This window comes from Acinetobacter sp. C32I (genome assembly GCF_023702715.1).
In the GTDB taxonomy this organism is placed as follows: Bacteria; Pseudomonadota; Gammaproteobacteria; order Pseudomonadales; family Moraxellaceae; genus Acinetobacter.
Genome location: NZ_CP098480.1, coordinates 37,058 through 51,185, shown reverse-complemented (window position 1 = coordinate 51,185; position 14,128 = coordinate 37,058). Strand labels below are relative to the sequence as shown.

The following is a 14,128-nucleotide window of genomic DNA, read 5'->3' as shown; positions in this document are numbered from 1 at the left end:
TGTTAGAATTTATAATTAAACTCCAACCAACCCTGACGGCCGATTGGTGAATATGATCCTATTGGATAATATGGCCATCCGCCTGTGTCATCGTGTTTTACTTTGTCAAATAGGTTATTCACAATAATTGATGCAGAAGCCTTAGGTGAAATTTGATAAGTTCCACTCCAATTGACCAAATAAGTCGGGCTTAAGTAAGCTGTTTGATTACCGTTTGGAATCTTGCCATAGCGATTGACTAATACGGTTGATGCCCAATCACCGAGACTCCAACTGAGACTGGTATTAAAGCGGTCTCGCCAATCTGGAATAGTTAAGTCTTTTAAATAGTTATCTTTCTCACCATCTTTTGATTGTTGATATTCACGTTCCAGCACACGGCTATAATTCACCGTCCACAGAAAGTTACCTAAATTTTCTGTTTTCCAGCGCCATTTGCTGGTGAAATCAACCCCGCGAGTATGGTCTGAAGCTGCATTGATCGGCACAATATTGATATTGTTGATCACATTTGGATCGACCACTGCATTTGTAGGGTTACGTTCTACACGCGCCAACGCATCAACACATTGTGCCGAATTGATATCTTGTGCACCCAAACGGCAATCTGCCTCTAAGCGTAGAATTTTATCTTCACTTAAATTAGTTACCAGATTATCAATTTTGATATCCCAGTAATCGACTGAGATATCAAACTTATTACTAGGTGACCAAACAAACCCTGCGCCATAAGATTTGCCCTCTTCTGGTTTTAAATCTTTGTTGCCCGTTAAGGTGTAGTTCGCGCCAGGCGAATAATCTTTAAAGCTACATTTATCTAATGCTTGTCCCGTTTGGCTACAACGTAAATAATCGGTGGTACTTGGGAAATACCCTCTTTGTTTATTCAAAAACAGATAGTTCATATCTGGTGCACGGAAACTGGTGGCGTAGTTGCCTCGCACCAATAAGGTTGGATGTGGTCTAAATTCTAAACCTGAACCAAAGGTAAATTTATCAATACTGCTATCGGATAAGGCATAACGGTCATAGCGTCCAGATAAGGTGAGATTGAGTGGCTTGGCTAAAGGTAAGAATAATTCCGTACCCAATGCCTGACGGGTACGTGCCCCACCATATTCACCACTGGAAGTGGCATTATAGAAATCACCATTTTCCACTGCCTTATCGGGTTTGATTTTAAAACCTTGGCGTCCAATTTCTGCCACAGCAGCAAGCTTGGCCGTTCCTGCAGGCAACTCAAATACATCACCATTTGCACTCAGGGTTAAGCTCTGTGCCCAGGACTTATCGTTTTCCTCAGTTGTGCCTGAAATACTTCTAAACTCACTCGCAGTCAGTGGCCGACTGATACGATCTAAATGCGGGGAATAAATTGGAATACCATCTTGATCTGTCCCCAATTGCCGACCTAAGAAATATTCATCAACATTCGAACGTACCAGCCCTTGTTTACGCAATTGACTGGTATAAATCGAGCCATTATAGGCTGCTTCATAACGCCAGCTACTGTCCCCAATATCGCCACGGATACCAAAGTTCAAATTGGAGGACAGTTCTTTCCATTTTTTATTGGCTTGCTCGACACCACCGAGTTCTTCTGGCGCAAAACGTCGTGTCCAGATTTCATAATTTCCTGTGTCTTGATTGAGGAAATAGCCACTACTTGCGCCTAAAGAAGTCCATGTCGGGCCACGAGTATTGTTTTCAATTTGATTGGCACCAATCAAAACATCTGCGAATAATTGGGTTTTCTCATTCAGCTCATAATCTAAACCGAGATAACCATTTTGGCTGCGATTCTTGGTTTGAACCGTCCAATAGGTCGGTCGGGCCAGACCACTGGCACAATTATCTGCCCCTGCTTTGCCAATATTTGTTACTGAGCCTTTAAATAGATCATCAAATGCATCACAGCCATTAATTGAAAGATACTGGCCTGTCTTGGCATTTTTACGTCCAATGATCGTGTCTGGCTTTTCCCCTCGAAGCGTTCGGCTCGACATAAAATCTCGGTCAGCCGCCCAAATCGGTTCGCGCCCACTCAGTTCAACCCCATAAACCAGATTAAGCTTGTCCAGTGTTTTACTGCCACTCAATTGTAGACGTAAATTTTCACCACCTTCTTTGGTACCACCTGCCTTAACATTGAATTGTGTTCCATCGGTTTTCTTTCTCAATATGATATTCACCACACCTGCAATCGCATCTGAACCATAGATCGCGGAAGCGCCACCGTTCAAGATTTCAATGCGGTCAATAATCGCAGTCGGAATATTGGCTAAATTGACAAAATTGACGGCGCCATCATAAGGTACGGGATAGTCGGCTACACGATGTCCATTAATTAAGGTTAGAGTATGGTTCGGCCCTAAACCACGCAAACTGATGGCATTGGCTGCAGGCGTAAAGGTATTGCCATAATCCGCTCCTTGTACAAAACCTGTGTTTTGGGTCAGATTATTCAAGGCATCAAAGGCATTACTAAAACCGTGTTTCTCTATATCGGCTGCGGTAATAACCGTTACACTGGTTGGTCCATCTTTCTGGGCTTTGGAGATACGTGAACCTGTCACCGCAACATGCACCACTTTATCTGATGCTGGCTTTGTTTGTGGCTGTTCTACATTTGTCTCAGCATAGGTTTCTAATGGATGAAGACATGCAATAAAGACAAAAACAAAACAGCCTTTGTTTTTAACAGCCCCAAGATATTTCAAGTAATTTAGATACATATTTATGAATGGGTAAAATGAAGACCGCCCTAATATATCTACTTTTATTTAGTTGATTTATACACATTTTTTATAGGGGTATGCGTGAATAAGATATACCAAATGGTTGATTATTTATCATAAAAATTCAAATAACTCTCTCGCAAAATAAAACCTTTTTCACCCAATCACGCTCCGTCACAAATTTACCAACCTGCTTAAACGGGTTAAATTTTAAAAACTCTCTAGCCACAACCTAAATCTTGAGTTATTTTCTGCTAACATAAGCCCTTAGCGAGTGGGACACACACCACAAAAAGCCGAGCCATCCTTCACCACTAACCACTTTCATCCAAATTTTTTAATCATTAAATGCTGTAACTCATGACTATGAATATCCAACAGGCACTCAATAACATTACCAAAAACATCCATCTGACCCAGCCACAAATGGAAGATGTCATGCGCAGTATCATGCAAGGTGAAGCCACTGATGCTCAAATCGGTGCGCTAATGATGGGCTTGCGCATGAAGGGTGAAAGTATTGATGAAATTACAGCTGCTGCACGTATCATGCGTGAATTCGCGATTAAAATTGATGTCAGTGATATTCCTCATCTGGTAGATATCGTGGGTACAGGTGGTGATGGTCAAAACTTATTTAATGTTTCAACGGCTTCAAGTTTTGTGATCGCTGCTGCTGGAGCAACCATTGCGAAACATGGTAACCGTGGTGTATCAAGCAAATCGGGTTCTTCGGATGTGCTGGAACAGATTGGCATTCAACTTGATTTAGACATGCAGCAAACGGAACGTTGTATCCGTGAAATGGGCGTTGGTTTCTTGTTTGCTCCAAATCATCATAAAGCAATGAAATATGCGGTAGCGCCACGGCGTGAATTAGGTATTCGCAGCATTTTCAACTTACTTGGTCCACTCACCAACCCTGCTGGCGTAAATCGTTTTGTAATTGGCGTATTCTCAGATGAATTGTGCCGTCCCATTGCTGAAGTATTAAAACAGCTTGGTGCCGAGCATGTACTGGTGGTGCATTCTAAAGATGGTCTGGACGAAATCAGTCTGGCTGCACCAACTGCAGTTGCTGAGCTTAAAGATGGCGAAGTTACTGAATGGACCCTGAACCCTGAAGACGTTGGTATCGCCTCTCAAACTCTCACCGGTTTAGTCGTCAATAGTTCTGAAGAGAGCTTAAAGCTAATCAAAGATGCTTTGAGTCGTGATAAATCAGACGTAGGCGAAAAAGCAGCAAATATGATTGCACTGAATGCAGGTGCAGGCATTTACGTCGCAGGTATTACCAAAACCTATAAACAAGCCGTTGAGCTAGCTCAAGATATTCTTTATGGCGGACAAGCCTTAGAAAAAATGAGTATCTTGGCTGAATTTACCAAGACATTGAAACAATATCAGGCAGACTAAGGACTTCTCATGATCGATATTCAAAATACCATTTTAGGTAAAATTGTTGACCGCAAACATGAGGAGCTTGCAGTACGTTTAAAACAACGTAGCTTGCATGATGTTGAGCAGTGGGCAAATGCAGCAACACCTGTGCGAGGTTTTGCCAATGCTTTACAGCACAAGCGTCCTGCTGTGATTGCTGAAATTAAAAAAGCATCACCTTCTAAAGGTGTGATCCGTGCAGATTTTAATCCTGCGGAAATTGCACAACAATATGAACAGGCGGGCGCTGCTTGCTTATCGGTATTAACGGATGTGGATTTCTTCCAAGGTACAGACGAAAATATTGCGATTGCGCGTAACCACTGCACCCTACCTGCTTTGCGTAAGGATTTCTTGATTGATCCTTATAATGTGGTGGAAGCACGTGCGCTGCATGCCGATTGTATTTTATTGATCGTGGCATGTTTATCCGATCAACAGCTGGAAGAAATGTCAAAAACGGCATTTGAACAACAGTTGGATGTTTTGGTTGAAGTACATGATGAATATGAATTGGAACGTGCGCTAAAACTTTCTGAGCAATGTATTTTGGGTGTGAACAATCGCAACCTTAAAACCTTTGATGTGGATCTAAATACCTCATTGCGTTTAAAGAAATTATTGCCTGCTTCTCGTGTTTTAGTCACTGAAAGTGGTATCGCCACACCTGCTGATGTAGACATGATGCAAGCCAATGATATTCATACTTTCCTTGTGGGTGAAAGCTTTATGAAACAGCCTCACCCTGATCAAGCATTTCATGCATTGTTTGGGCAACCTAATCTAGTTTAAAAACAAACCCAAATAAAAAGCCCAATTCTTTATCATTGGGCTTTGATAATTATTTAAAAAAATACCATGCCAAAATATGGATTTGAATTGACAATAAAATAAAGAGCTTGAATTTATGTCGAATAAAGAAATTGAATCATTACAAAGAAGCTTATGTAGAAAATATGATACTCATTATTGCCCAACTTTAGAGGGAACGAAGTTAGGAATAACACTGAATATCAAAGAAAATATAACTCCTATTAATGGCTTAAGACATCCTCCTGAAGACAAGACGAATGGATGGTATATCTGGGGCGGTGAAGATTTTTCTGATGATCCTAATTTTTTTAAATCTATACATATAGAACACATCACTGAATGGTGCCCACAAATACAAAAGTTTCTAGCATTACCGCCTGGTTGGAGGTTCTTAATAGCTAATAATTATGAAGACGTTTGGTTTGATGAGTCATTACTTGACATTTAGTTTTATAAAACTTTTTTCTTAACAATCTAATTTTGAATAATCTTATAATTACAACTAATTGACCATTTTTGAACAGCCACTCACCACTTTAGATTATCTACACATTGCATGAATGCAATTCAGTTCAAATCATCACAGTTTCGGACTATAATTTTACATCTCTGGTATCTTGCCTATTTTTCTAAACTTATGAGTAAACACGATTCATCGCTTTCTAAAGATCAGTTTAACTTACTGAAAGCCTTTAAAAAGCAAATTTCCAATCCGCAAGCGAATGCTATTGCCAAACAAGCTGAGTCACAAAAGACTCCAGCCGTTGCTGAAGAGTTGGAAGATACTGAGCTTTTTAAAAAAGCCCTGCTTGGGGTAAAACCAATCGACAATCAAAATATTGCCGATACTCGCGTTGCACGCAGTAAAAAAGTCGATGCCCAAACCTTGGCAAAACGTGCTGCGGCAGAAGGTGATGCAGAACAAGAGCTTACAGAGATTTCGGATACCCAAGCGATCTTAAACCCTGTTGCTAGCCAAGCTGCTTTAAGCTATCGCATTGCAACTTTGCAGCACAAAGTATTTGAAGACTTAAAAGCAGGCAAAATCCGCTGGTTTGAAGCAGTCGATTTGCATGGTTGTACCGTTGAACAAGCCCGTGCGGCTGTTTTACAAGTGATTCAAATGGCAAAAGATGAAAATCAAAATGTCGTTAAAATTGTTCACGGTAAAGGCCCTGAAGCCATTTTAAAAACCTATGTCAATGGTTGGCTCAGACAGCATCGAGATGTGCTTGCTTTCGTCAGTGCGCCAGAAAATCAAGGCGGTACAGGAGCGGTTTTGGTCCTGCTCAAACGCGCCGAAAAGAACCCTAAATACAAGCAATAATCGGCATTTTTATCAAAATTAAGATTTTTAATCGTTTTCTGATACAATTGCCGTTTTTGTTCAACCCACCTAAGTGAACATTGTTATGTCTATGCAGCAATCGTACGCAAATATCTTAACTGCCGTTGGTGAAGATCTAAATCGCCCAGGCTTGAAAGATACGCCAATGCGTGCGGCTAAAGCTTTTTCTTTTTTAACTTCTGGCTATAGCAAAACGCTTGAAGAAGTTACAAATAGCGCGCTCTTCCCTTCCGATAACCATGAAATGGTATTGGTCAAAAATATTGAATTTTATTCACTTTGTGAACATCACCTACTACCATTCTATGGTCGTGTACACATTGCGTATTTACCTGAAGGTCAAGTTTTGGGTTTATCTAAGTTTGCGCGTATTACAGAAATGTTTGCACGTCGTCTACAAGTTCAAGAGAACTTGACACAGCAAATTGCCGAAGCAGTTGCTGAGGTGACTCAAGCACGTGGTGTTGCAGTTGTGATTGACTCTGCGCATATGTGTATGATGATGCGCGGTGTAGGTAAACAAGAATCAACCACACGAACGGTTTCTTTTGTTGGTGATTTTAAAACCGACAAAGATGTACGTCGTGAATTCTTAAGTGCTGTTCCTGAAAACTATTAAGCTGAGCAACCTAGAATGTCATCAGTTCAGTTAGCAGGTTTCGGCGATTTAATCGCAAATGACGCAACTATTGATTATCCTCGTCCCGATCGTTTGGTTCGAGGTAATCCTGAACGTTTAACCTATAGTTTATATGAACATCCACATATGGACTGTGGCATTTGGCAATGTGAAATTGGTGCTTGGAATATTCAGTTTGCTGCCAACAAACAAGAGTTCTTTCAAGTCATTGAAGGTGCTGTACGTATCCACGATGCCAGAAGCAACACGTTTATTGAAGTGACTGCAGGAAATGCAGGGATTATCCCCCCTGCATTTGTTGGTACTTTTGAAGTGATCGAAGCGGTAAAAAAATACTATGTGATTGTTGAAGTTTGAACCATCCGCTTTAAATCTCAAACTCATCTGGAAAACTTGCAAATTTTTTCATTTCATCCAGTTCAATTGCATATAATTTACAGATCATCAACGCTTCAAAGCGCCATTTTCCCAACAATGCAATTTTGTGAAAAAGTTTCTTAGCCTCATATTTACCTTGCTGCTGATCATGTTCAATCTGTTGCAGATATAAATTCATCGTAGAAACATCGACTGTCGTATTCAATAGGCTATCTAACTGTTTAAACGGATAATCAACTGCGTAATTTTCACTAATCGTTTCAACTTCAAGATAGGAATAGCTAATCAAATCAATGAGCCGATCTGAAGGATAAGCTAACAATCCATCGATTATTTTTATAATATCGGTCTCATCTCCATAACACATTGCGCAACAAAGCAATAACAATGCATGGCTATAATCCGTCGTGAGTTCTATTGCAGCAACTCCAAGCTGTTGTCCATGCGACTGAATGAGAGACAGTAAGTCAGCATAGGCCAACCAGAACTGATAAACAGACAGATAAATTTCTCGGATTTGTGTTGCAGCCAAACCCAAGTCATAAGCAAGACGAATCAGATAGGTCAGCTCCAAACAAAAGTTTTTAAAATATATTTCCTGTTCTAATAACTGATAGACATCCAGATCATCAAGCACATAGGGATCAAAGTATAAGCTTTCATTTTCTTTATACTCTGAAACTTGCGCTTTAATATCATTCCAATGATCTAAAGATCCTGATTGAGAAATTCTCCATTTTGTTCGGTCAGAGATACTTGCTTGGACCTCATCCAATCGTTGTTGTAGTTTTTCAAATTCTTGTGCTTGATCAATATTATTCATTATTAAAAAAACCGTACATAACCCATACCCACTTTATTCCAGTCTTTATGATTCTGTTGCTCATAATCCCAATTTAAACGTAGAGCATTATTTGTATTCAAACTATATTGAAGCTGTGTACCGACTCTTAAGTTCCATTGACTTAGATCTTGCCAATACGGTAACTCAATCTGTATCACGCTGTTAATATTGTCTGTCCACAGATTCATACATCCTACCGTTGGCCCTACTCCAACACGCCAGCCTTTATCTAAATTTTTGCCGCCTTGAATATGACTTTGCAACTGGGCATAACACAAATTTCGACGATCATAATCTGCCACGCTATAGCCAACTTGCATATTTAGATTCATCACACCATGTTGCTGATCTTCACTAAACTGCCCTTTCTCAACTGACTCCTGTTTCCAACCTAAGTTAAAACCCCAAGTGAGTGGTGATTTAAAGGGCTGAATCGGGTTATAGGAGTTTACCGACAGTAGGTCTAAATGTTCTAACTTAAGCTTGTCGTCACGGTATTGCAGACTGCCGTCTAAAAACAAAAGTTGTGTGCCTGTCCGATAGCCACCTTGTGGATCAATCAAATCATGATAGGCCTGACGATGCCCAAGTTCAATAAAGCTCTGCCCTTGTGCTTCACCCATATTCACAGAAAGATTACGCGCATGATGCCCTTCTACAGGCTGCTTTTTTGGGCGTATCGGTTCTTGACGCTGTTTATCAATCTCGATTTGACTACGCTGCGCAAGTAACTGACGTAATTGAGGTTGAGCAAAATCTGCATCTACCTTATGGCTAATATATTGTAGATATAAATCGTCATAGGCCATTTCTAAAATTTTGGCCTGATCCTGCTGCTGATATATGTTTAAAATGGGTTGAGCTTTATCTATTGCGGTAAAAGCAACTTGATGGGCAACTTTGGCTAAAGCGGTGCCATGTTGTTTGGCCTGTGCAAGTAACTGCGTTTCTAATGCAGGACGATAAATCACCTCTTTGACCAGATCTTGCTGATCGACTGCCTTCAAGGTTTCAATTGGAATGGCAGCATAATTAAACTGCTGTTTTAAGTTTAAATTGGGACGTACCAAATCAATTAACCCCAATAAACGATAAGCACAATTATCACTGACAAAATAATAAGGGAAACTCACATGCTGCATTTCCCAAATATGTTCAACCAGAAACCGAGTTTCCTCTGGGGTTAAATTCAGCTCATACTCCCATAGATCACGGCTTTCAAAGTCACCATATTCTTTGACCTTACGATAATACGGCATTAGAGAATACTCACCGGGATACTGTCCAGTTAAGCCCTTCCATGCATAGGACCAGTTATCATCACCTTTCACTGTGGCAGCATAGTTCACGGCATAGGACACTAAATTGAGTTGCTTCTGATCTTTAGGGTCTAGACGTAGCAAGGTATGTCCAAACATTGAACTTGGATTACCCATAAAATCGGTTGCATAAATCAAGGTGGCCTTATACGGCTTGATTTGATTAATCCAGTCCTCAAACTCATCACAACTTACTCTCGGAAGCTGTTGATCATTGATATTGAGCTGTTGCATCAACCAACGGCTACGTGCAGGAAATTTACAACGGAAAGATTGGTTATCTGGAGCTTCAACAAATAAGGCTTTAATATCCGCCTGTAGTTCATTATTTAAATTGGTTTGACCATCTTTCGCGTAAAAATAACCCGCATAAGTGACTTCGCTATTTTGTTTTTGGTCGGCATACATCAAGCGTTGCCATGTGATGTGTTGATCTAGTTGTTTTTGTTTGGCAATGTCCAAATAAGTCTGAATATCTGAATCAACCGCAGCATGTGCAAAGTGGCACATCAAAAACGCAAGCGCAAAAGTAGCTAATTTCATTCAATCGTAATTTTTAAAATAATAGGAAATCGGTATAAGAAAACCCTGCCATTAAGACAGGGTTTTAGCATGAAGCAATTAAACGTATGCTTTAAGCACAGCGTCTTTTGCCATCACGCCTTGTAATGCATCAAGAACTTGCAGTGAGTTGGTATTTTTGCTTGAATAAATTTCAGCAAAGTTTGCTTTAGACACAGCAAAGAAACGTGCTTTGTCATTGGCTTTAATTTGCATTAATTCAGCAAGTACATTTAAGCTTTCGCCTTGACCAACAGCCATATCACGCGCTAAAGACTCAGCATTTTCATTGGTGAAAGTCACCACTTGAGCTGTAACAGTACCACCTTGACGGCATCCTAAAGTACCAAAAGTAATACCTAATAATTGGTTCGTAAAAATACCATTGGTTGTCGCAGCAAGGATTTTAGGTGCAACACCTTTTTTACCTGCCCATACTTGCGTACCAACACCACAACCAACATCATTGTCAGCCATTGCAACAGTTGAGCCAGCGGCTAATAGAACGGCTAAAGCAATTTTTTTTAACATAGGAACGATCTCCAGTATCAATTATTCTTCAATATTTGTTATCACTATTGTGTGTGTAATTGTTCTTACACAAAAGTTAAAATAGCGAGCTTAGCGCGCTTTAGCAAATAAATTTTGAAATATATCTGAAATATTCATAACAAAAGAAAATCAGATGTCCGTTTTAAACGATCTTCGAATGGCCTAATTTAACTGCCAAGCCCCATTTTTATCTCGTGTCCCCAAGATTTTTAATACCAAAACCAAACTCAGTAATAATAAAAGATACCATGACCCGAGCTTACCCCAACCCACCATATGCCAAGCATCGACTTGGCTTGGATAAAGCCAGATTTTATAAAAGGTACTGATGTTTTCTGCAATCCAAATCAAAAACGCAAGTAACAATAAAATGGGCAACATTGGCACCCTAAAACGATGCTGTTGCAATTGAAAATAAAGTTTTGTTTTCCAGAAAATCACAATGCTCCAAATAAATAATGCAATACGAATATCAGGAATAAAAAACTTAGTCATAAAGTTGAGATAAGACAACACTGCCAAACACAACATATTGCCAAAATTCGGCAAACTCTCAAATGAGACGTTATAAAGTCGTAAAGACCGAGCAAAAAAACTCCCCACTGCTGAATACATAAACCCCGCAAACAATGGCACAGTAAATAATTTCAATACCGCTGGTTGCGGATACTGCCATGAGGCAATCGCTGGATGGGTCAAAAATATTTCCATTCCCATCGCCATGATATGGAATAAAGCAATGACTTTTGCTTCTGCCCATGACTCGAGCTTTAAATAGATCAGGCAAATTTGAATAATCAGTGCATAAAACAACAAGTAGTCATAACGGAAAAAACCATAATACTCATGACTCCCCATCGGTGCGGTGACTGCAAATGCAATCAAAAGCAACAATCCAAATAAGGCAGCCGAAGCTGCCTTAAAGATAAAGTTGAGCGGTAATACAATCAACTGCACAAAACAAATCCTAGCGTGTTTATCTTGAAATGCTTAAAAATATCAACCTAAATATTTAGCACTGTATTCATGAACAGTATCTACAAAAATCTTCGGTTGTGCTGGGTCGACCCATTGGGTAATACCGTGACCTAAATTCGCAACATAACCTGTTTTTTCACCATTGGCATAAGCATCATCCAACATGGCTTTCACTGATTTTTCAATTGAAGCGGCTGAACCATAAAGCACAGCAGGATCTAAATTGCCTTGTAATGCAGCTCGTCCTGTAACCACATCACGCGCTGTATAAAGCGGCGTGGTCCAGTCTAGACCAAATGCATCGGCACCTGTCGTGAGCATGGTTTCTAACCACTGACCACCACCTTTAGTGAACACAATGATCGGAATACGTTGACCATCTTTTTCACGTTGAAGCCCTGCAATAATCTTGGTCATATAATTCAATGAAAATTCAACATATTCTCTATGCGCAAGCGTACCACCCCAGCTATCAAAAATCTGAATCGCTTGTGCACCTGCATCAATTTGCGCATTCAAATAATCAATCACTGAATCAGCTAAATGATCTAGCAAAGCATGTAACACTTCTGGCTGCGCGTACATCATATTTTTAATGAATCGAAAATCTTTACTTGATCCACCTTCAACCATATAAGTTGCTAAAGTCCACGGACTTCCAGAGAAACCAATCAAAGGAACTTGGCCATTTAAAGCAGAACGAATGGTCGAAACGGCATTCATGACATAGGCCAGATCAGACTTGGCATTGAGTTTAGGTAAATTTGCCACATCTTGTTCAGTACGTACTGTTTTATGAAACTTTGGCCCTTCGCCTGTTTCAAAATACAAACCTAAACCTAAAGCATCAGGAACCGTTAAAATATCTGAAAATAAAATTGCAGCATCAAGCTCATAACGGCGTAGAGGCTGCAAAGTCACTTCACAAGCAAATTCGGTATTTTTACATAAAGACAAGAAATCCCCTGCTTGTGCACGAGTTTCACGATATTCTGGTAAATAACGTCCTGCTTGACGCATCATCCATACAGGTGTGGTGTCTACAGGTTCACGTAATAAAGCTCGTAAAAAACGATCATTTTTCAACGTTGTCATTACCCATCTCTAAATTCTTTCATGTAGGGCGCATCATAACAAAGTTAGCTTGGAATTTATAACTTCAATCGTATTCAAATTTATGCGCTCAAATAAATTTCGCTTTTACACAAAACTGCTACTGCAAGTGACATTATTTTCTGTAATACTTGCAACATCTTATATCCCAATATGAATAATTCTTAAGGTTGAATTACATGTTTGTTCGCTCATTACTCGCTATGAGTTTAAGTTGTATTCTTGCTAATGTTGCTTTTGCTGCTCCAACAACTGAGCAACCATTAAATCCAAAACAAATTTCGGGTTCAGTACAAGATCCTATTGATCCATTAGCGATTGAACGCACAGCTTCCAGTGTTGTTGCTGATCCAGCTTCAAGTGTTGCCGCACCAGCAGTATCTGAACCGCAAATCAATACAGGCGCAGCATCAGCGGTATCGCAAAAATTAGAAAGCACACCTGATACCACGACAACAACAGCAACTCCAGCGGCTAAAATTTCATGGACACTCGATAGCATGAATAATGCTGAGTACCCTGAAGCTTTACCCAAAGGACAACTTCCAGCCTATGCACGTGCGCATGTGATGCTGAATAATGCCCATGCATCCCCAGGGGCGATTGATGGCTCAAATGGTAAAAATACTTTAAAAGCGATTGCATCATTTCAGCAAATGAATGGTTTAACACCAACAGGTCAGTTAACCAAAGAAACATGGGATGCCTTGGTTGCGAAACAAACCAAACCAGCTTATGTCGAGTACACCATCACTGATGCCGACTTAAAAGGCCCATACGCGGATTCAATCCCTTCTGACTATGCTTTACAAGCAAAAATGAAAGGCTTGTATTACACCCGTGTTACTGAAATGTTGGGTGAAAAATTCCATATGGATGAAAATTTCTTAAAGAAATTAAATCCAACAGCGACGTTCAAAAAAGCAGGTGAAAAGATTATTGTGGCCAATGTCCGCAATGACTTACCAGAAGATATTCATTTAATTGTTGCACATAAAGGCGCAAGACAGCTGTATTTATTCAACAGCCGCAATCAAATGATTGCGTCATTTCCTGCAACAATTGGCAGTACTGACACGCCATCTCCAACAGGTACTTATAAAGTAGTTGGTGTGGCAAAAAATCCTTGGTATAGCTATTCACCATCTAACTTTGTGCAAGGTAAAAACCTTAAACCGCTTTCTTTACCACCAGGTCCAAATGCACCAGTCGGTAATATTTGGATTGGTTTGAGCAAAAAATCATTTGGTATTCATGGTACGCCAAACCCATCTTTAATTTCTAAGACAGCATCACATGGTTGTATTCGTTTAACCAACTGGGATGCCAATGACTTAGGCGCCAAAGTACGTTCAGGTGTAACGGTAAAATTCTTGGAATAATCTGAGTATTTTCGATAAAAAA

General features: G+C 40.0%; 13 protein-coding genes. 7 read left to right on the top strand and 6 right to left on the bottom strand.

Going from position 1 to position 14,128, the window contains the following annotated elements; translation table 11 throughout:
- Positions 1 to 2 precede the first annotated feature (2 nt).
- On the bottom strand, positions 3 to 2,735 hold the full coding sequence (locus tag NDN13_RS00245; RefSeq protein ID WP_251116702.1) for a TonB-dependent receptor plug domain-containing protein: 2,733 nt from the start codon (positions 2,733 to 2,735) through the stop codon (positions 3 to 5).
- 369 nt (positions 2,736 to 3,104) lie between these two features.
- On the opposite strand from NDN13_RS00245, the gene trpD reads away from it, so the two are divergent.
- From trpD to NDN13_RS00215, 6 genes are all read left to right on the top strand, one after another.
- On the top strand, positions 3,105 to 4,154 hold the full coding sequence (gene trpD / locus NDN13_RS00240) for an anthranilate phosphoribosyltransferase (protein ID WP_032812186.1): 1,050 nt from the start codon (positions 3,105 to 3,107) through the stop codon (positions 4,152 to 4,154).
- A 9-nt stretch (positions 4,155 to 4,163) separates the two neighbouring features.
- The gene (gene trpC, locus NDN13_RS00235) at positions 4,164 to 4,970 is read left to right on the top strand and encodes an indole-3-glycerol phosphate synthase TrpC (RefSeq protein WP_251116701.1); all 807 of its coding nucleotides are present in this window, start codon (positions 4,164 to 4,166) and stop codon (positions 4,968 to 4,970) included.
- Between the two features lie 115 nt (positions 4,971 to 5,085).
- Positions 5,086 to 5,439, top strand: coding sequence for an immunity protein Imm33 domain-containing protein (locus tag NDN13_RS00230; RefSeq protein WP_251116700.1), 354 nt, complete (start codon positions 5,086 to 5,088; stop codon positions 5,437 to 5,439).
- Positions 5,440 to 5,628: 189 nt separating this feature from the next.
- A complete protein-coding gene (locus NDN13_RS00225) occupies positions 5,629 to 6,318 on the top strand; it encodes a Smr/MutS family protein (protein ID WP_251116699.1) in 690 nt (229 codons plus the stop codon).
- A gap of 91 nt (positions 6,319 to 6,409) precedes the next feature.
- Positions 6,410 to 6,958 (top strand): GTP cyclohydrolase I FolE, encoded by a 549-nt coding sequence (gene folE / locus NDN13_RS00220; protein WP_005202404.1) that lies wholly within the window; start codon positions 6,410 to 6,412, stop codon positions 6,956 to 6,958.
- 15 nt (positions 6,959 to 6,973) lie between these two features.
- Positions 6,974 to 7,336 (top strand): cupin domain-containing protein, encoded by a 363-nt coding sequence (locus NDN13_RS00215; protein ID WP_251116698.1) that lies wholly within the window; start codon positions 6,974 to 6,976, stop codon positions 7,334 to 7,336.
- 10 nt (positions 7,337 to 7,346) lie between these two features.
- On the opposite strand, the gene NDN13_RS19820 is transcribed toward NDN13_RS00215, so the two are convergent.
- The 5 genes from NDN13_RS19820 to hemE form a co-directional block, all read right to left on the bottom strand.
- Positions 7,347 to 8,180 carry a DUF1911 domain-containing protein gene (locus NDN13_RS19820; protein ID WP_502799548.1) on the bottom strand — a complete coding sequence of 278 codons (834 nt, stop codon included), beginning with the start codon at positions 8,178 to 8,180 and terminating at the stop codon, positions 7,347 to 7,349.
- A 2-nt stretch (positions 8,181 to 8,182) separates the two neighbouring features.
- Complete coding sequence (locus NDN13_RS00205; protein WP_251116697.1) at positions 8,183 to 10,063, bottom strand: Lnb N-terminal periplasmic domain-containing protein; 1,881 nt, start codon at positions 10,061 to 10,063, stop codon at positions 8,183 to 8,185.
- 78 nt (positions 10,064 to 10,141) lie between these two features.
- Positions 10,142 to 10,612: a DUF3015 family protein gene (locus NDN13_RS00200; RefSeq protein WP_251116696.1), complete on the bottom strand. Its 471-nt coding sequence runs from the start codon at positions 10,610 to 10,612 to the stop codon at positions 10,142 to 10,144.
- A gap of 183 nt (positions 10,613 to 10,795) precedes the next feature.
- Positions 10,796 to 11,590: a DUF817 family protein gene (locus NDN13_RS00195; RefSeq protein ID WP_251116695.1), complete on the bottom strand. Its 795-nt coding sequence runs from the start codon at positions 11,588 to 11,590 to the stop codon at positions 10,796 to 10,798.
- A 42-nt stretch (positions 11,591 to 11,632) separates the two neighbouring features.
- Complete coding sequence (gene hemE, locus NDN13_RS00190) at positions 11,633 to 12,706, bottom strand: uroporphyrinogen decarboxylase (protein WP_251116694.1); 1,074 nt, start codon at positions 12,704 to 12,706, stop codon at positions 11,633 to 11,635.
- A 197-nt stretch (positions 12,707 to 12,903) separates the two neighbouring features.
- On the opposite strand from hemE, the gene NDN13_RS00185 reads away from it, so the two are divergent.
- On the top strand, positions 12,904 to 14,106 hold the full coding sequence (locus tag NDN13_RS00185; RefSeq protein WP_251116693.1) for a L,D-transpeptidase family protein: 1,203 nt from the start codon (positions 12,904 to 12,906) through the stop codon (positions 14,104 to 14,106).
- The last annotated feature ends 22 nt before the right edge of the window (positions 14,107 to 14,128 follow it).

Coding starts and splice junctions, on each gene's coding strand:
- NDN13_RS00205 (WP_251116697.1), bottom strand. CDS start 10,063: ATGAAATTAGCTACTTTTGCGCTTGCGTTTTTGATGTGCCACTTTGCA.
- NDN13_RS00185 (WP_251116693.1), top strand. CDS start 12,904: ATGTTTGTTCGCTCATTACTCGCTATGAGTTTAAGTTGTATTCTTGCT.
- folE (WP_005202404.1), top strand. CDS start 6,410: ATGCAGCAATCGTACGCAAATATCTTAACTGCCGTTGGTGAAGATCTA.
- hemE (WP_251116694.1), bottom strand. CDS start 12,706: ATGACAACGTTGAAAAATGATCGTTTTTTACGAGCTTTATTACGTGAA.
- NDN13_RS00245 (WP_251116702.1), bottom strand. CDS start 2,735: ATGTATCTAAATTACTTGAAATATCTTGGGGCTGTTAAAAACAAAGGC.
- NDN13_RS00215 (WP_251116698.1), top strand. CDS start 6,974: ATGTCATCAGTTCAGTTAGCAGGTTTCGGCGATTTAATCGCAAATGAC.
- trpD (WP_032812186.1), top strand. CDS start 3,105: ATGAATATCCAACAGGCACTCAATAACATTACCAAAAACATCCATCTG.
- NDN13_RS00200 (WP_251116696.1), bottom strand. CDS start 10,612: ATGTTAAAAAAAATTGCTTTAGCCGTTCTATTAGCCGCTGGCTCAACT.
- NDN13_RS00230 (WP_251116700.1), top strand. CDS start 5,086: ATGTCGAATAAAGAAATTGAATCATTACAAAGAAGCTTATGTAGAAAA.
- NDN13_RS00225 (WP_251116699.1), top strand. CDS start 5,629: ATGAGTAAACACGATTCATCGCTTTCTAAAGATCAGTTTAACTTACTG.
- NDN13_RS19820 (WP_502799548.1), bottom strand. CDS start 8,180: ATGAATAATATTGATCAAGCACAAGAATTTGAAAAACTACAACAACGA.
- trpC (WP_251116701.1), top strand. CDS start 4,164: ATGATCGATATTCAAAATACCATTTTAGGTAAAATTGTTGACCGCAAA.